Origin of the sequence: Kribbella sp. NPDC056951, from assembly GCF_042674205.1 — a bacterium.
In the GTDB taxonomy this organism is placed as follows: domain Bacteria; phylum Actinomycetota; class Actinomycetes; order Propionibacteriales; family Kribbellaceae; genus Kribbella; species Kribbella yunnanensis.
In genome coordinates, this window is record NZ_JBHUQZ010000003.1 from 384,086 (window position 1) to 400,858 (window position 16,773).

Annotated in this window: 19 protein-coding genes; 1 reads left to right on the forward strand and 18 read right to left on the reverse strand. The window is 67.3% G+C overall.

Going from position 1 to position 16,773, the window contains the following annotated elements; translation table 11 throughout:
• Positions 1 to 6: 6 nt before the first annotated feature.
• The 10 genes from ACFTSF_RS14735 to ACFTSF_RS14780 all read right to left on the reverse strand — a co-directional run bounded on the left by ACFTSF_RS14735 (position 7) and on the right by ACFTSF_RS14780 (position 11,276).
• On the reverse strand, positions 7 to 1,068 hold the full coding sequence (locus ACFTSF_RS14735; protein WP_344144867.1) for a PP2C family serine/threonine-protein phosphatase: 1,062 nt from the start codon (positions 1,066 to 1,068) through the stop codon (positions 7 to 9).
• Positions 1,053 to 3,329: a tetratricopeptide repeat protein gene (locus tag ACFTSF_RS14740; protein WP_380154266.1), complete on the reverse strand. Its 2,277-nt coding sequence runs from the start codon at positions 3,327 to 3,329 to the stop codon at positions 1,053 to 1,055. Before ACFTSF_RS14740 ends, ACFTSF_RS14735 begins: the two co-directional genes overlap by 16 nt.
• Positions 3,326 to 4,450 carry a hypothetical protein gene (locus tag ACFTSF_RS14745; RefSeq protein ID WP_380154267.1) on the reverse strand — a complete coding sequence of 375 codons (1,125 nt, stop codon included), beginning with the start codon at positions 4,448 to 4,450 and terminating at the stop codon, positions 3,326 to 3,328. The genes ACFTSF_RS14740 and ACFTSF_RS14745 overlap by 4 nt, the downstream gene beginning before the upstream one ends.
• Positions 4,447 to 5,403 (reverse strand): glutamate ABC transporter substrate-binding protein, encoded by a 957-nt coding sequence (locus ACFTSF_RS14750; protein ID WP_380154268.1) that lies wholly within the window; start codon positions 5,401 to 5,403, stop codon positions 4,447 to 4,449. The genes ACFTSF_RS14745 and ACFTSF_RS14750 overlap by 4 nt, the downstream gene beginning before the upstream one ends.
• Complete coding sequence (locus ACFTSF_RS14755; RefSeq protein ID WP_380154269.1) at positions 5,400 to 6,704, reverse strand: hypothetical protein; 1,305 nt, start codon at positions 6,702 to 6,704, stop codon at positions 5,400 to 5,402. Before ACFTSF_RS14755 ends, ACFTSF_RS14750 begins: the two co-directional genes overlap by 4 nt.
• Positions 6,701 to 8,017: an AAA family ATPase gene (locus tag ACFTSF_RS14760; RefSeq protein WP_380154270.1), complete on the reverse strand. Its 1,317-nt coding sequence runs from the start codon at positions 8,015 to 8,017 to the stop codon at positions 6,701 to 6,703. The genes ACFTSF_RS14755 and ACFTSF_RS14760 overlap by 4 nt, the downstream gene beginning before the upstream one ends.
• A complete protein-coding gene (locus ACFTSF_RS14765) occupies positions 8,014 to 8,586 on the reverse strand; it encodes a hypothetical protein (RefSeq protein WP_380154271.1) in 573 nt (190 codons plus the stop codon). Before ACFTSF_RS14765 ends, ACFTSF_RS14760 begins: the two co-directional genes overlap by 4 nt.
• A 26-nt stretch (positions 8,587 to 8,612) precedes the next feature.
• Positions 8,613 to 9,905, reverse strand: a complete 1,293-nt coding sequence (locus ACFTSF_RS14770; RefSeq protein ID WP_344144878.1) for a toxic anion resistance protein — start codon at positions 9,903 to 9,905, stop codon at positions 8,613 to 8,615.
• A gap of 127 nt (positions 9,906 to 10,032) precedes the next feature.
• The gene (locus ACFTSF_RS14775; RefSeq protein WP_380154272.1) at positions 10,033 to 10,488 is read right to left on the reverse strand and encodes a dihydrofolate reductase; all 456 of its coding nucleotides are present in this window, start codon (positions 10,486 to 10,488) and stop codon (positions 10,033 to 10,035) included.
• Positions 10,485 to 11,276 carry a thymidylate synthase gene (locus ACFTSF_RS14780; RefSeq protein WP_380154273.1) on the reverse strand — a complete coding sequence of 264 codons (792 nt, stop codon included), beginning with the start codon at positions 11,274 to 11,276 and terminating at the stop codon, positions 10,485 to 10,487. Before ACFTSF_RS14780 ends, ACFTSF_RS14775 begins: the two co-directional genes overlap by 4 nt.
• Positions 11,277 to 11,309: 33 nt before the next feature.
• Between ACFTSF_RS14780 and ACFTSF_RS14785 the strand changes: the two genes are divergently transcribed.
• Positions 11,310 to 11,963 carry a peptidyl-tRNA hydrolase gene (locus ACFTSF_RS14785; RefSeq protein ID WP_380154274.1) on the forward strand — a complete coding sequence of 218 codons (654 nt, stop codon included), beginning with the start codon at positions 11,310 to 11,312 and terminating at the stop codon, positions 11,961 to 11,963.
• On the opposite strand, the gene ACFTSF_RS14790 is transcribed toward ACFTSF_RS14785, so the two are convergent.
• The 8 genes from ACFTSF_RS14790 to ACFTSF_RS14825 all read right to left on the reverse strand — a co-directional run bounded on the left by ACFTSF_RS14790 (position 11,950) and on the right by ACFTSF_RS14825 (position 16,763).
• Positions 11,950 to 12,540, reverse strand: coding sequence for a dihydrofolate reductase family protein (locus ACFTSF_RS14790; protein WP_380154275.1), 591 nt, complete (start codon positions 12,538 to 12,540; stop codon positions 11,950 to 11,952). The genes ACFTSF_RS14785 and ACFTSF_RS14790 overlap by 14 nt on opposite strands.
• A 2-nt stretch (positions 12,541 to 12,542) precedes the next feature.
• The gene (locus tag ACFTSF_RS14795) at positions 12,543 to 13,145 is read right to left on the reverse strand and encodes a dihydrofolate reductase family protein (protein WP_380154276.1); all 603 of its coding nucleotides are present in this window, start codon (positions 13,143 to 13,145) and stop codon (positions 12,543 to 12,545) included.
• A 3-nt stretch (positions 13,146 to 13,148) separates the two neighbouring features.
• Entirely contained in the window at positions 13,149 to 13,619 is a 471-nt protein-coding gene (locus ACFTSF_RS14800; RefSeq protein ID WP_380154277.1) for an SRPBCC domain-containing protein, read from the reverse strand.
• Positions 13,616 to 13,954 carry an ArsR/SmtB family transcription factor gene (locus tag ACFTSF_RS14805; RefSeq protein WP_380154278.1) on the reverse strand — a complete coding sequence of 113 codons (339 nt, stop codon included), beginning with the start codon at positions 13,952 to 13,954 and terminating at the stop codon, positions 13,616 to 13,618. Before ACFTSF_RS14805 ends, ACFTSF_RS14800 begins: the two co-directional genes overlap by 4 nt.
• A gap of 77 nt (positions 13,955 to 14,031) precedes the next feature.
• Positions 14,032 to 15,534 (reverse strand): multicopper oxidase family protein, encoded by a 1,503-nt coding sequence (locus ACFTSF_RS14810; protein ID WP_380154279.1) that lies wholly within the window; start codon positions 15,532 to 15,534, stop codon positions 14,032 to 14,034.
• On the reverse strand, positions 15,531 to 15,959 hold the full coding sequence (locus tag ACFTSF_RS14815; RefSeq protein ID WP_380154280.1) for a hypothetical protein: 429 nt from the start codon (positions 15,957 to 15,959) through the stop codon (positions 15,531 to 15,533). Before ACFTSF_RS14815 ends, ACFTSF_RS14810 begins: the two co-directional genes overlap by 4 nt.
• A complete protein-coding gene (locus tag ACFTSF_RS14820) occupies positions 15,956 to 16,330 on the reverse strand; it encodes a hypothetical protein (RefSeq protein WP_380154281.1) in 375 nt (124 codons plus the stop codon). Before ACFTSF_RS14820 ends, ACFTSF_RS14815 begins: the two co-directional genes overlap by 4 nt.
• 88 nt (positions 16,331 to 16,418) lie before the next feature.
• Positions 16,419 to 16,763, reverse strand: a complete 345-nt coding sequence (locus tag ACFTSF_RS14825; protein WP_132404359.1) for a hypothetical protein — start codon at positions 16,761 to 16,763, stop codon at positions 16,419 to 16,421.
• Positions 16,764 to 16,773 lie beyond the last annotated feature (10 nt).

Below are 16,773 nucleotides of genomic sequence, written 5' to 3' on the forward strand. Positions count from 1 at the left end.
CTCCCCTTAAACACGCGCAAGCGTGACGGTGATGTTGTCCTGGCCGCCCTGAGCGTTCGCCCAGTCGACCAGCGCGGATGCCGTGGCGAGCGGGTCGCCACCGTTGGCCGCAGCGGTCTGACGGACGAGCTCGCCCAACGGTGCCGCCTCGGAGCAGTAGTTCCACAGTCCGTCCGAACAGACCATGACCCAGCCCGGCTCGGTCACCCGGACAGTCGTCGTACGAGGTGTGTGATCCGGAGCGTCCTTGCCCAGCCAGCGGGTGATCGCATGCGCGTGCGGACCGGACTCGGCCTCCGCACGAGAGATGCCGGTAGCGATCAGCTCAGCGGCCCAGGAATCGTCCACGGTCAGTGCGACGGCCTCGGACGTGTCCGGGAACCAGTACGCCCGGCTGTCGCCCACGTTCCCCGCCACAAGCAGCCCGTCCTCCAGTACGGCGGCCACGAACGTGCAGGACGCCGGGTTCGGGCTGTCGGGGCTGGTGTTCGCCAGTACGGCGTCACTCGCGGCATCAGCCGCAGCGGTCAGCCGGGCCACGATCGCACCGCTACGCGACGACTCGGTGCCGATGCCCTGTGCATGCCCAGCAGTCAGTACGTCGCGTGCGGCGCGCGCACCAGCCAGTGAGGCGACGTCGGAGTCGAGTGACGAGCTCACGCCGTCACAGACGACCAGCAGCGCGCGGCTGCCCTGCTCCGCGTCGGCGGCGATCGCCATCGCGTCCTCGTTGCGGCTGTGCCGGATACCCCGGTCACACACACCAGCCACCCACGGCGCCGGCTGCTCGCTGAAGTGGTCCCGCGGCTTGGCCGCCTTGGTCCCACAGGTCTCGCAGTACCCGTCCGCGCCGACCGTGCCACCGCACGACGTACAAGGTCCGGCTGGTGGCAGTGCGTGGATCTCGACGGTCGGCTCGGTGTCGGTGTCCAGAGCGGCCGCGGCGGGGGCCAGCTCGCCGGGCTTGAGCTCGGCGCCGCACGCCTCGCAGAAGCGGTCGGCGGTGGACACATGGCCACCACAGGTGGGGCAGACCGTGTCGGTCGTACTCGTCATCGCAACGTCCATCCTCGAACCTCGTTGGCCAGGTCGACCAGGGCGATCCGTTCCGGCCGGCTCTCGGCCTGGTCGGCCAGTTGCCGGTAGGTGGCTTCGAGCCCGTCCCGCAGGGCCGGCTCGGTCGCCTCCCGGCCGTCGATCCGCAGACCCTCCTGCGGACCGGACTGCCGTACCTCGTCCAGTGCGTTCCGGAACACGCTCGCTGCCAGGTTGGCCCGGTCGACCGGGTCGATGGTCAGCGACTCGATGCTGTCCATCGCCTGGGCGAGCGCATCCAGGCCACGCCCCGATCCTGCCAGTAGACCGGCTCGTTGGCGGCGAGCGCGCACATACGCGCCGCTGGTTCGCGGTACCAGGTCCAGCGCGCCCAGCGCTCCGTCCAGGTCGCCGCGGTGAGTCCGGATCGACGCCAGCCCGAAGGCCGACGGTGCGATGTAGTTGGCGTCGGTGCGCGCACAGGTCTGGTAAAGGCCCTCGGCAACGTCGAACTCGCTGCTGAGCTCACAGGCGATCGCCAGCGCCAGTTTGGGCGCCAGCTCACCCGGCACCTGGCCGTAGACAGCGTTGAACGCGGACTGGGCCGCAGCCGCGTCGCCCCGGGCCAGTGCGACCAGTCCGGCCATCCAGACCGCCCGCCACTCCCAGGGGTCGGCTGCGAGCAGGTCCGCCACCGCAGTGTCGACCATGTCGTAGCGGTCCGGCCCCACCTCGAGAGAGGTCTCGGCAATCTCCAGCAGGATCTGCGGTGACGGCTCGGGCGCGTCCACCAGCAGCTCGAGCCGCTTGAGCGGATCCGGCACGCTGACGGTCTTCAACCAGCCGGCCATCTTGTCGCTGTCATCCGCGATCAGAGAGGGCAGCCGCTGCCACGGTGCGGCCGCATCACCGAGCCCGAGCGACTTGTCGCCCGGCGTACCGAACAGCAACGACGATGCGGAGTGCTGGGCAGCCTTGATGCCCTGCTTGTCCGCAACGACCTCACGCAGTACGCCGAGCAGCTGCACGCGGAACTCGTCAGCGGTCTGGAAGCGGTCCGCCGGGTCCTTGGCACACGCCTTGAGCAGGAGCCGGTAGACCGAGTCGTACTTCTGGAACAGCGGTACTTCGCCCACCGGCGGCAGCGAGGTGACATAGCGGGACTGGTACCCGCGGAACTCCATCGCCAGCACACACAGCGTCCGGCCGAGGGTGTAGATGTCCGAGGCGATCGACGGACCGACCTCAGCCACCTCAGGCGCCTGGAAACCGACCGTTCCGTAGATGGCCGAGTCCAGGTCGTCGATCCGCCGCACACCGCCGAGGTCGATCAGCTTGACCGCGTCACCGACCTGGATGATGTTGTCCGGCTTGAAGTCGCAGTAGACCAGCCCGAGGTCGTGCAGGTACGAGAACGCGGGCAGGATCTCCAGCAGGTACGCAATGGCCTGGTCGATCGGCAGGGCGTCGTACTGGTTGTTGTTGGCCGCCATCCGCTGCTTGAGCAGTGTCTTCAGCGAGGTGCCGCCGACGTACTCCATCACGATGTAGCCGGCGCCTTCGTGCGTGACGAAGTTGTAGATCTCGACGATCAGCGGGTGCTCGACGCGGGCCAGGAACTGCTGCTCGGCGATCGCGGCCGCGACGGCGTCCGGGTCCTCGGAGTTCAGCAGGCCCTTCAGGACGACCCAGCGGTTCGAGACGTTCTTGTCCTGGGCCATGTAGATCCAGCCGAAGCCACCGTGCGCCAGACAGCCTCTGACCAGGTACTGGCCGCCGACCAGGTCACCGTCCTTCAGCTTCGGCGAGAACGAGAAGGGGTTGCGGCACTTGGGGCAGAAGCCCTCGGTGCGCCCCGGCTGCCCGTCACGCGACCGGCCGACCGGGTTGCCACAGCTGGGACAGTTCCGGCGGTCCTCCGGCACCATCGGGTTCGCCAGGATCGCCTTGCTCGCGTCGATCGGCGGAATCGTCGGTACATGGGTCAGACCGGCACCCAGCCGCGCACCACGCAGGCGGGTGGACGACGTACCGAGTCGGCGCGTCAGCTTCGAACCTGCGGCCGCAGCGCGGGCAGAGCCGAGCGGTGTGGACGCGAGACGGTTCGACGCGCGGGATACCGTCGACGGCGAGCTGATCGGGTCAGCCTCGTCAGGTGCGATCACATCGGGCGCACCGGCGACCGCGGACGGGCTGACCGCACCAGCGGGTGCAGGCGAGCCGCACACATCGCAGTACCCGTCCATGATGGTGCCCGTGCAGCCAGGCTGCGTGCAGGCGATAGTGGTCGTCATCTGGTCCCTCCTGTGCTCTCCAGGTAGGCCTGGTACGCCGTGACGAGCGCAGCGAGCCGGACACTGTCCACCGGCTCCGACTCCATCACCGCACGGCCACGCCGGTACAACTCCGCAAGGTCTTCGTTGTTCGGGGCCATCAGCCCCGCCTTCACCTGATACGCATCCAGGAGCGCCGCCAACTCGTCCCGCCGCGCCACAGCCGCGCCGTACGCAGCCTGCGCCTGCCCGAGCGCCCGCCGTACGGCGTCCAACCGGGTCAGGTACCTCTCCAGCTCAGCCGGGGTATTCGGCACAGGTCCGAGCGCGGTGACATCCGGTACGGCGAGCCGCGGGGCCGGTGTGACTGCGGCAACCGCCTTGTCAGCCAGCGCCCGCACCGCCGTCCCCTGCGCTTCCAGCTCACTCCGCAGCGACCGTGCGCGCGCTACGTCGGCCGCACGCTCTTTGCGAGTAGCCGCACCGACAATCAGGTCACGCTCAGCCCGCGCCGCGTCGATCTCGAACGGTCCGATCAAACCGCCGACATCCGCACCCCGTTTGTTGCGGTCGGCAAGGTCTGTCAGCCGGCGATCCAGATCGTGATGCTCGGCCAGCGCCGCGTTACGAACATTCGCCGGCTCCAGCTTGACCAGATCCCCGATCCGCTCCACCTGAGCCCGCAACTGCCGCAACTTCGCGGCCCGGTCGGCATCCCCCGGCTCCAACGCCAGCTTGGCCCGCAAACTGGAAGCCAACGCATCCGACAATTTGCATGCCTCAGGCAACGAAACCGCCAGCGACCCACCGGCACTCCCGGTATCCAGCCCACCCCAGATCAACGTCGAGATCCGCTCGGTCTCAGTCGGCCCGACCCGCCCCGAATCCCACGTCACCAGAATCAGCTCGTACCGATCCGAAACCGCCTTCCACACCGCCATACTGAGCACAACATCAGCACTCAAAGCATCCGAATCCGGGGCATGCAGGGCCGCCTGATCCAACTCCTCAAGCTCAGCCTTCCGCCGATCGCGCCAGTTCCCCAGCTCGCTGAGGAACGGCAGCAGTTCACCAGCTGGAACGCTGCTCCCCATCCGCCCCGGAGGCGCCGGGGCCGCCGCAGTAGGCGTCCGAACCGTCATCGGGGGAGGGGCCGTCCGTAGACGGGTGCCGGCGGTGCCTTCAGCTCGCCGAGGTCAGGAGCGAGCCACTTGTTGTACGACTCCATCCACCGCCCATCGGCCTTCATCTGCTCGAGCACCTGGTTCACGAACTGCACGAGGTCGTGGTCGTCCTTGTTCATCCCCAGCCCGTACGGCTCGGCGCTGAACGCCTTCTCCTGCAACACCTTCGCGTACGGATCCTGAGCGGCGTCGCCGGCCAGCACCGTGTCGTCGCCGCTGATCCCGTACGCCTTACCCGACTGGAACAACACGAGGCAGCCGGTGTCGGTGTCGGCGGTGATGGGGATGACGTTCGGGTTCTGCTTCTTCAGGTTGTCGAGGCTCGTCGAACCGGCCGGGGCACAGATGGTTTTCCCATCCAGCTTGGGATCCTTCGTGCTCGTCACGGTGGAATCCAGCGGGACAAGGGTTTTCTGGCCGGAATGGTAGTACTCGGCGGAGAACGCGATCTGCTGCCAGCGCACGCAGTTGATCGTCATGTTGCGCGCGACGATGTCGACCTTCTTGTCCACCAGCGAGGGAATCCGCTGCGGACTGGAGATGACCCGCAGTTCGAGATGACCGTCTTCACCGAAGATCGCCTTGGCCACGGCCTTGACCATGTCGATGTCGAAGCCCTCGATCTGGCCGCTGATCGGGTTCCGCGACCCCAGATGCAGGCTGTCTGCGGATACACCCGCGATCAGCCGACGGTTCTTCTTGATCCTTACCAGGGCTTGGCTGTCCAATGATGCGCCTGCAGGCGCATACGAGCGGAGCGGGTTGGGGTCGTTGCACGCCGCGGGCGCTGCGGGAGCGACTGCGGCCTTCGGCTGGGGCTTCGCCGGGATCTGGGTGGCGTCGTAGGCGCCGGAACCGCAGGCGGTGACTGTCATGAGCACGGCGGCCGAGGCGGCGATCAGTTTCTTCATCGGTATTCCCCCAGTCGCTGCGACATTCCCCAGGCGATCAGCAGCGCCACCAGGATCCCGATCGGCAGTCCCAGCCACCCGATCGGCGGCAGCCCGTCCCGCGCGTCCCTCAGCTCGCTGCTGACGCCGCTGCTCGTGTTCTCCAGTTCCTTCGCCGTTGCCTGGTCGAAGGCGCCGAACGCGTCCACGGAGGTCCTGGTGGCGACCTTGACGGCGGCGTCCCAGTTGCCGGCGGTGTCCTTGGATCGGACGTCGGCGTGGGACTGCTGGTAGGTGCTCCACAGGCCGGACCCGGCCGTGCCCCCGGAGATCTTCCCGAGTTGTTCGTCGACCACCTTCGCCGACGCGTTGTAGGCCTCGTCGTACGCCGTGCCGGAACCACGGGCGATGAGTGTCAGGCTCTCGTTCGAGCGGGCGTCGTACGCCGCGATGCGGGCTCTCGACAGTGCCAGCGTGGAGGCGTAGTCGCCGTCACGGGTGTTGGTTGCTGAACTTGATCCGGAGATCAGTGCGAAGCCACCGATGAACATGGTGAGCAGGACGATGACGGCGCCGACCAGGATCGGCATGTTGAGGTAGCGGTGTGTTTTACGGGCCAACCAGCGCAGAGTGAAGAACAGGACGAGCAGAGCGAGCAGTCCGCTGACGAACACCCACCAGACGCCGACGCTGACTCCGTCGAACTCGGTGTCGACGCGCTTCTCGTTGGCGGCGACCAGGGCCTTCACCAGCGGCAGGGAGTCGTTCTGCAGGGTCGCGTTCGCGTCGCGCAGGTACTGCGAGCCAATCGGCAGCCCCTGGCGGTTGTTGGCTCGCGCCTGCTCGATCAGACCCTGGTACGTGACCAGCGTGGTGTTCAGCTGCCCCAAGGCGTCACGGTCAGCCGGCTGCGCGCTGGCGGCTTCCGCCACCAGACGGGCGGCGCTAGCCATGGAGTCGACGAAGTGCTGGCGCTGTTGAGCCGGCTCGAGACCGCCGACCAGGAAGGCGTTCGTCGCGTCGGCGTTGGCGCTGACCAGGTTGGTGTGGATCGCCTGGATACGCACCAGCTGTGCTGCGTTCGCCTCCGCACGTTGCAGTGCGCCGTCCGAATGGTTGAAGCCCTGAGCAGCGCACAGTCCGAAGACGACACTGATCGCGGCCGCGAGCACGAGGAAGGCGCGCATCCGCCCCGGGGTGCCTTCGAACCACTGCGCGACGGCACCACGCGGCGCCGGCGTACCGGGGCTTTGGAGGGCTGCGGTCTGCTGTGGCGTCGGCGGCGACCAGGTCGCGGGCGGCGCACTCTGTGTCTGGGTCACGCCTCTTCTCCTTGCTCGTTGTCGCTAACCTCGTCGCTGAGGTCCTCGGCGAGGATCTGACGCAGCTGGTCGGTCGTGGGTGCCGTCACGTCGCGAAGCCGCCAGGCGTGCCGGCCGATGGCGGCTTCGAGGGTGTTGCGGGCGAAGCGGCCGTTGCCGAAGGACTGGCCGCGTGGGGTCTCGGTGAGGATGTGCCGGAACCTCTCCAGCGCTTCCGGCACCAGCTCGTAGTCGGCGCCTTCGCACAGGCCGGTGAGGATGTCGGTGAGCTCGTCGTCGCTGTAGTCGTCGAAGGCGATCGTGGTGCGGAAGCGACTGGCCAGTCCGGGGTTCGCGGCGATGAAGACGGCCATCGGCTCGGGGTATCCGGCCACGATGACGACCAGGTCGTCCCGCCGGTCCTCCATCTCCTTCACCAGCGTGTCCACAGCCTCACGCCCGTACTGGTCCGCTCCCAGGTCACCGGCGGTCAGGCTGTACGCCTCGTCGATGAAGAGCACCCCACCGGCGGCTGACGCGACCACCTCTGCGGTCTTGGTCGCTGTCTGGCCCAGGTACCCGGCGACGAGCTCAGAGCGATCCACCTCGACCAGCTGTCCTTTGGAGAGCAGTCCGAGTGCCTTGTAGATCCCACTGACCAGCCGGGCCACTGTGGTCTTGCCGGTCCCCGGATTGCCCACGAAGACCAGGTGCCGCGTGATAGTCGGGCTCTTCAGCCCCGCCTCGGTCCGCAGCTTCTCCACGCGCAGTACGGCGACCTGTCGGTGCACCTCGCGTTTGACTCGCTCAAGGCCGGTTAGCTCGTCCAACTCAGCCAGCAACTCGTCGACCGTCTTGGCCGGCTCCTCAGGCTTCGGTTCGACAGCAACCGCAGCAGCAGGTGTCGGAGTGGATGCCACCTGGAGTGGTCGGGCACCAGCCGCCTGCAACTGAGCAGCCGCAGCGACAGATGCGTTGCCGACAACGCGCATGGTCGGCTCACCCAACGTGCACGACGCAGATGCGAGCTCAGCCAGAGCTTCGGCGTACGGGATCTTCTCTGGTGAGCCAGCGGTGACCAGCTCAGTCAGTACGGCGGTTGGTGCGCCCCGCCAGCGTCGTCCGCGCACGGCGGCATCGAAGAAGTCCTGTGTGGTTGCCCCCGGGAAGGCTTTGGCCCAGTCTGTCGGCGCACCGGGCGCTGACTCGGCCAGAGCGGCTGCGAGTGACAGCGCCTCGGTGCGGGCGCGGTTCTCCTCGACTCCGGCACGCACGGCGACCTCCAGCAGCGCTGCCAGCGCCTGCTGCAGTGACAATCCCCCCTCGCCGCTCATGCCCCTCCTCGTCCTGGTGGTGGTTGTAGTGGTCCTGTGTCAGGTGGTGGCGTGGATGTGGTCGGACCGAGGGCCAAGCCTCCGCCGGTGGAGCCGGTGCCGAACTTCTCCTGCAGGAACCGGCCATGGGCAATCAGAGCTGCCGCATCCGCCCGGTTCACCGCGTCGAACACCTTGTCCATCGTGGCCCCGAGCAGGTCCAGTTGGTCGATCAGGATCATCAGCGAGGTCTTGCCGCGGTCCACCGGCCGGGTGTCGGCCCACTGACGTGGCAACCGCAGGTACCCGCCGATTGCCTCCGGCAGGTAGTCGGTAGCCGTCGCCATCACGGAGTACGCCTGCGCACTGCCGGCCAGGTTGCCCAGCCGCGGAATCGTCTCCCGCACGATCCGGACGACTCTGTTCACCCGGGACGCCACCACAGCCGGTACGGCGCCCTGGGCGATCAGCTGCTCGACCCGCACGAGTGCCGCGAGCAGGTCGTCGTGCGTCGGTGCCCTGGGTCCCGGGGCAGGCTCGGGCTCCTGCTGGCGACCAGTGAGTCGCGCGAAGAAGTCCCCCAGAGCCATGCCCGTCCCCTGCTAGTGGTGTGGAGTCAGCGACCGATGTTGATGTCGAGACTGCCGTGGACGACCTGCTGGTTCTGTCCGGCCACCCGGTCCAGGTAGCTGCGGGACTTGGTCACCTCGGACTCCAGCGTGCCGATCGTGGCCGCCATGTTGTCGAGTGCCTCGGACTTGAACGTGTCGATCGCGTCCATGGTCGCGTAGATGTTCGCGAACGCGGCCTGCAGTTGCGGCAGCCCGATGGTGGCCGACGCCGCCTGCTGCTGGATCGCCACCGAGTTGTCCCGGAGCATCTGCGAGGTGCGCTCGATCATGCCGCTGGTGGTGGTGTTCAGCGCGGTGATCTGGTCCAGTACGAGCTTCTGGTTGCCCAGCGCCTGCGCCACGATGACCGCCGTACGGAGTGCGGAGACCGTGGTCGTGGAGGCCCGATCGACACCCTTGATCAGCTCGATGTTGTTCTTGATCACGATGTCGATCGCCAAGTAGTTCTGGATCGACACGGCGAGCTGGGTGAGCAGGTCCTGGTGCTTCTGCCGGACGTAGAACAGCACGTCCTCGCGGAAGGCCTTCGCCTTGTCCGGATTGGTCGCGTCCAGTTCTGCGATCGCTGCGGACAGCCGGGCGTCGAGGCGCTCGGCGACGTACACGTACTGGTTCAGCCGCGTCATGGCGTCCCAGAGGTTCTGCTTTTCGAGGTTGAGCGCCGCGTTGTCCTTGCCCAGCTCGTCCTGGCCGTTCCGCAGCGAGTGCAGGATCCCCTCGAGGTGCGTCTGCGCGCTCTGGTACTTGCGGAAGTAGTCCTCGATCTTGTCGCCGAACGGGATCATCCCGAGCAGCTTCCGGGTACCGGTGGCGCCCTTGGGGTCCAGGTCCTCGACGGTACGGCGCAGGTCGAGCAGCGTCTTGCCGACCGTCGACCCCTCCGACAGGCCACCGCTCTGCAGCGCCTTGACCGGCTGCTGCAGCAACCGGTTCGAGCTCTCGGCCGCGTTGCGAATATCGAGGTCACCCATGCTGCGCACGTCACTGGCCTTGGCGGCGAACTCCGGGGAGCGCGGCTCGGCCACCATCAGCGCACTGAGGAAGGTGTCGACCTTCGCGTCCAGCCCGGGCAGTGCGGCCGCGTCGACCGCCGGCGCCAGGCTCGGAGCGGCTGTCGTCGCTACTGCCTGTGATGGCGGCGGAGCGGTCAGTATCAGGCCCGGAGCGGTCGCGGTCGGCGGCTGCAGCGGCGACATCGCCTGCTGCGCGGCTCCTTGAGCCGCAGCACCCGGCTGCCCGGTTCCTGCTGCTCCGGCGGTGTTATCGGCTTCGGTCATCGTCGTTCCCCTCCGGTGGCCTGCGCGAGGCGTCCCCCACCCCCGCGTGCTGTCACCTCCGTGACGCGCACACAATCTACGCGGTTCCCGGCCGACTTGGTGGTGTCGTTGTGTAGTCGTTGCCTGCTCAGCTACGTCGGTAGCTGACGAAGCTGAAACCGTCGTGGGGGTCACGGGCGGTTTCGGTCCAGTCCGAAGCGTCGAACGCGGGGAACGTGACGTCGCCATCGGGGGACTGGTCGACCTCGGTCAGCTCCAGGCGGTCGGCGTACGGGAAGGCCTGGCGGTAGATCTCACCGCCGCCGGCGACGTAGAGGTCACCGTCTTCTTTGAGTGCCTCTTCGAGGGTGTGAACGACCTGTACGCCGTCAGCCGCCCAGTCCGGTTGCCGGGTCACGACGACGGTACGGCGGCCGGGGAGTGGTCGGCCGATCGAGTCATAGGTCTTGCGGCCCATCACCAGCGTGTGTCCAAGCGTCAACTGCTTGAAGTGCTGCAGATCCTCGCGGATCCGCCACGGCAGGTCGTTGTCACGCCCGATGACACCATTCGCCCCGACTGCGGCGATCAGAATGATGCTCATACCGCGATGGGCGCCTTGATACCCGGGTGCGGGTCGTAGCCGACCAGCTCGACGTCGGCGATCTCGTAGGAGTCGATCGAGTCGCGGTGTGCGAGTTGGAGAGTCGGCAGCGGCCGGGGCTCACGGGTGAGTTGCAGGCGGGCCTGGTCCAGATGGTTCAGGTACAGGTGCGCGTCGCCGAGGGTGTGGACGAAGTCGCCGACCTCCAGCCCGGTCTGCTGCGCGACCATGTGGGTCAGCAGCGCGTACGACGCGATGTTGAACGGCACACCGAGGAAGATGTCGGCCGACCGCTGGTACAGCTGACAGGACAGCCGTCCGTCGGCCACGTAGAACTGGAACATCGTGTGACACGGCGGTAGCGCCATGTTGTCGACGTCCGCGACGTTCCACGCGTTGACGATGTGCCGGCGGGAGTCGGGGTTCTTCTTGATCCCCTCGATCAGCCCGGCGATCTGGTCGACCTGCCGGCCGTCCGGAGTCGGCCAGGAGCGCCACTGGTAGCCGTAGACCGGCCCCAGCTCGCCGTCCGCGTCGGCCCACTCGTCCCAGATCGAGATGTTGTTCTCGTGCAGCCACTTGATGTTCGTCGAGCCGCTGAGGAACCAGATCAGCTCCCCGATCACCGACCGCAGGTGCAGCTTCTTGGTGGTGACCGCCGGAAAGCCCGCACGGAGGTCGTACCGCGACTGGTACCCGAACACACTCAGCGTGCCGGTCCCGGTGCGGTCCCCCTTCTGAGCTCCGTTGTCCAACACGTGCCTCAGAAGATCCAGGTACTGCTGCATGCGGCCAACCTACTCCCTGACAGACTCGCGTCCGTGGAGCACGTACTGACTCTGGTCATTCGCGTCGAGAAAACCGCCCGCCCGGAGCAGACCGACGCCCTGGAGGCCGCGGCGCACGCCGTACTGGCGATCCTCGCCGACGACCGCTCCACCGGCGAGGGCGAGTGGGCCGACGCCATGACCGCCTGGCAGGACCACCGCATCCGCAAAGTCGTCCGCCGCGCCCGGGGCGCCGAATGGCACCGAGCCGAAGCCCTCCCCGGCATCACCGTCACCCATGGCACCGCCGAGCTCCGAGTCTTCCCACCCGTCCCCCTGGACGACGTCCCCAAGGACCTCGCCAAACTGCAAGTCACCGGTACCGACTTCGACCAGCCCGAACCCCCCGCCGTACCGCACCCCCAAACCCCAGTCCTCTGGATCAATCCAGCCCTACACATGTCCAGCGGCAAAACCATGGCCCAGGTTGGCCATGGCGCCCACCTGACCTGGCTGGCCCTCCCAGCCCCCGCCCGCAAGACCTGGGCCGCCGCAGCCTTCCCCCTAGCAGTCCGCACCGCCAACCCAGTCCACTGGACCCAGCTGCTCCAAACCAGCTTCCCCGTAGTCCAAGACGCCGGCTTCACCGAAATAGACCCCGGCTCCCGCACAGTCATCGCGGAACACCCGGACCTCAGGACTTGGTGACCTTGTAGTGCAGGTGGGTTACGCGGTCGCCTTCGATGATGCGGGGGTTGTCCAGGAGGACCTGGGGGCCGGCGTAGTCGCCGAAGAACTTGCGGCCGGTGCCTAGGACGACGGGGGCGAGGTTGTAGGCGATCTCGTCGACCAGGCCGGCGGCCAGGGCTTGGCCGGTGAGGTTACCGCCGGTGATGGAGATGTCGCGGTCGCCGGAGTGGGTCTTGGCTTGGGCTACGGCTTCTTCGATGCCGTTCACGAAGGTGAAGGGGGCGTCGGGGAAGGGCCAGTCGGTGGGCGGCTCGTGGGTGACGACGAAGACGTGGTCGCCGACTGCGGGGACGCCGTTCCAGCCGTTGGTGATGTCGAAGAGGCGGCGGCCGATGATGCAGGCGCTGATGTTGGGCCAGGTTTCGTTCATGTAGTCGGCACTGGCCTGGCTGACCTGGAAGGGGCGGCCGGGGTCGGTGCCGTAGACCTGGACCGGGCCATTGCCGTACCAATCGAACAGCGGGCCGACCCCGTCGTCGAGGTCTGCGACGAAGCCGTCGAGTGACACGACGGCGGATGCGATCACGTTTCCCATGACTAAGCCTTCACAATCGAGTAGGTGAGGTGCTGGGCGGCCGGAGTCGACACGGCGTCGGCCAGCTCGAGGGTGAATCCGGTTGCGGCCTCCGCCGGGAAGAGGCGGGTGCCGGCGCCCAGTACGACGGGTGCCACGTGCAACCGCAGTACGTCGGCCAGTCCGGCCGCGAGCACCTGGTGACACACCTGGCCGCCGCCCATGACGTACACGTCCTTCTCGCCGGCCGCTGCCAACGCCTGGCGGATCGCCTCGGCCGGACTGTCGACGAAACGGAACCGGTCGCCCAGACGCGTGTTCTCGGGTGCGGAGTGGGTGACCACGAAGATCGGCGGGTTCACCTCGCCGGTCGGCTTCGCGCCGTACCCCAGCTCGTCGTTCCAGCCCTGTGGGCCGTCGATGATGTCGAAGAGGTTCCGGCCCTGCACTACCGCGCCGGTGGACTCGAAGGCGGCGTCCAGTACGGCGGTGTCCTCAGCCGTGCCCTGGAAGACCCAGTAGTGCAGGGCCTCGCCGCCGTCACCGAGCCCGTTGTCGAGACCGACGTTGGGTCCGGTGACGTAGCCGTCCAGTGACACCGAGATGTCGACCACGACCTGGCTCATCGGTCAGCCTTCCTTGGCGACCAGCTCGGCGAGGCGGTCCATGGAGTCGTTGATGCCGTCGGCCATGCCGTACTCGACCGACATGTCCCGGGCCTCGACGGACGGGAACACGGACTGCTGGTGCAGCCGGACGCCGGTCTCGGTCGGCTCCAGGGTGAGCTTCTCGATGCACACCTGGTCCGGTGCGCCCTCCCACTCGAAGGTCTGGATGATCAGCTTGTCCTGCTCGACATTGTGGAAGACGCCGCGGAACGCGTACTCGCCGTTCGCGTCGCGGTGCACGTAGCGGTACTTCCCGCCCGGGCGGACGTCGTACTCCTGGATGTCGGCCTCCAGATCGCGCGGGCCGAGCCATTCGCCCAGCAGCTCCTTGCTGGTCATCACCTTGAACAGCTGGGCGGGGGTGGCGTCGAACTCGCGGGTGACCTCGACGAACGGCGTACCGGCGGGGGTGTTGATGGTGGTGGCGTTCATTGCTCCTGCTCCTTCATGGCGTTGAGGACCGCGTCCATCCGGCGGAAGCGGCGTTCGGTCTCCAGCCGGTACTCGTCGATCCAGCTGGTCAGTGCTTCGAGCGTGGCCGGCACCAGGTGGCAGGGGCGGCGCTGGCCGTCCCTGGTCCGGGTGATCAGCCCGGCGGCCTCGAGCACCTGGATGTGCCGTGACACCGCCTGGGTGGTGATCGGGAACGGCTCGGCCAGCTCGTTGACGGTGGCCGCACCACGCGAGAGTCGCGCGATCATCGCCCGCCGTACCGGGTCGCCGAGTGCGGCGAAGGCCCGATCGAGCTGTCCGTCATCAACCGACATCTTTATCAACCATTCCCTTGATCAACCGATGTGTTGAATATAGGGAAAGGCTGCGCCCGGCGTCAAGCCCTGAGGAGTCAGATCGTTTCGAAGGCGGCCATCATCGCCATGTCCTCGTGCTCGAGGTTGTGGCAGTGGATCAGGTACTTGCCCTTGTGTGCGGTGAACTTGACCAGCACCTCGACCACCTCGGCCGGCCGCACATCCACGGTGTCCTTCCAGCCGGCGTCGTACGGGCCGGGTTCGCGGCCGCGGCGGCTGAGGACCTGGAACGGCGCGAGGTGGACATGCACCGGGTGATGGACGTCGGTGACGAACGACCAGATCTCGTACTGGTCGAGCTTCACCTGCGCCTGCATGTTCACCGGGTCGAAGGCTTTGCCGTTGATCGTCCAGCCGTGGTGACCGCCGACGCTGCCGCGGCGGAAGCGCCACTGGCGTTTGACGATGCCTTTGGGCGCCTCGATAGCGGCGTACGTCGAGAGCTTCGCCGGGATGCTGCTGTCGTCGCTCGCGCGCCGGGCCACCTTGAAGCGCAGCACCGGCGCGTTGTTGTCGAGCCGATTGACCACAGTGACTTCGTCACCAGGCTTGTACGCCGAGAAGTCCACAATCACGTCGAATCGCTCAGCCGGTGCGACCACCAGCGTCTCGTGCTCGACCGGTGCACCGAGTAGTCCGCCATCGCTGCCGATCTGCACGAACTTCGCCGGACCGCGGTCGAAGCCCAATTCGTACCGGCGCGCGTTGGCCGCGTTCAGAATCCGGAGGCGGTAGCGAACTGCGTCCACCTCGTGCACTGGCCACGGTGCGCCGTTCACCAGCGTCACATCGGCCACAACGCCTTCCATATAAGCCGATTCGACTCCGGGGCGGCCTTTGGCGGCCGGGTAGATGAAGGAGCCGTCCTCGGCGAAGGCGCGGTCCGCGATCACCAGTGGGATCTCACGGTCGCCATGCGGCAGCGGGAGGCGGTCCTCCTCCTCGTCGCGAATCAGATGCAGACCGAACAGCCCGCGGTAGACCTGTGGTGCGGTGTAGTCCATCCGGTGGTCGTGGTACCAGAGCGTGGCCGCGCGCTGTGTGTTCGGAAAGGTGTACGCGCGGCTCCCGGTCTTCACATCACCGCCTTGCATGGTGTGGTGACCGGAGTGGTCGTGGTGACCACCTGCCGGCATCAGCAGGTCCAGTGGCCAGCCATCGCTCGCGGCGGGCGTGTGACCGCCGTGGAGGTGTAGGGCGGTCGGTACGTCGAGTTCGTTCACCTGCTCGACCACAGTGGTCTGGCCACTCCGCACATCAAACGTCGGGCCGGGGAACAGGCCGTCGTACCCGAGCACCTCGGTCTTGAGGCCGGGCAGGATCTCCAAGCTGGCCTTGCGCTGTACGACGCGGTACCTGCCGGGCGAGGTGGGCTTCTTCACTGGCGGAATGGGCAGCGGGACGGTGAATGGCTCGGGGAGTTTCGCCTTGCTGCGCAGGAGTTCGCCGGACTGTGCGGGGGAGGAGTCCAGCCCGCAGCCGGTCAGGGTGACGGCAGCTCCGGTGGCTGCGAGCAGGGTGCGGCGGGACAGCTTCACTGCTTGACCTCCTGGCGGCCGCGGCGTGCGGCCGGACGGAACGACCAGATGGTCATCCAGATGACGACGGCGACGATCGCCGTACCGAGTGGGACGTGGACGGCGAAGTTCTGCAGGTAGCCGAAGGTGAGCTGGACGAACTCCGCCACCACGAGCAGTGCGGACCACAGCAGCGGCCACGGGCGTCCACCGCCACCGAGCCAGTAGAAGCCTGCGATCACCACCTGCAGGAAGCCGGCCATCCAGACTGTCGAACCGATCGGGCCGTGCACTTCCATCGCGTCGTTCTCGCCGGCCAGGAAGTAGCCGGCCAGGATCGGCTGTGCGCAGACCATGGCCGCGTGGAGCAGCAGGATGATGCGCAGTGACCAGAGCGACACCTTGGGACGGCGGACTCGTCGCTGCGGCTGGACTGTGAGTGTCATGCGGTGACCGCCGTCCGGACAGTGCGACGACACAGCCACGCGGCGAAGCAGACCGACGTACCGATCAGAGCGATGCCCAGCGGGATGTGGATCGCGAGCTGCTTGGAGTACCCCATCCCGATCTGCACGCTCTCGCCGAACAGGATCAGTGCGGAAACCAGTGCGGCCGTGCCGCGGCCGCCCAGCCGCCAGTGAATGAGCGCCACCACCAGCTGTGCGACCCCGATGAAGCTCACCGCCAGGCCGACCGGCTCATGCACCTTCAGCCCGGTTGTCGCGCCGTTCAGGTAGATGCCGATCGCGATCGGCTGCACGCAAACCGCCACCGCGTGCAGCACCGCGACCCCTCGTAGAACCCCCAGCCATCTCATGTAGGCAGACATTAGTAGTCTGGCTACATGTAGAGCAATCAGGTATTACCCGGACAGAGCTCTCCTGGGAACCGGGGTTGTGAGGGTTCTACGTGAGGTGGCCGAGCGGCGCGACGGTGATTCCGGCGCGCTCGCAGACCCAGTGCGGGTCGGGGCCGAGCTCCGGCTCGATCCGGAGCTCGTGATCGTTCAGGTCATCGCAGGCGGTGCAACGCGGCCAGCGGATGCGGGAGTCGACCAGCCGGTCCTGCACGTCCTGGGCGACCAGGCCGGCGATGTGTTCCGCGCCGTCCGGCCACTGGTCGAGCCACCACTGCCGCTCGGCGACCGCGTCCTCGACCACTGTGACCATGACAGCGTCGTTGAAGCCCCGCGCGGCCAGGTCGTGCAGGACCATGGCTCGCGCGGTCAGTAATACCCCTGGCTCACTCATCGTCCTTCAG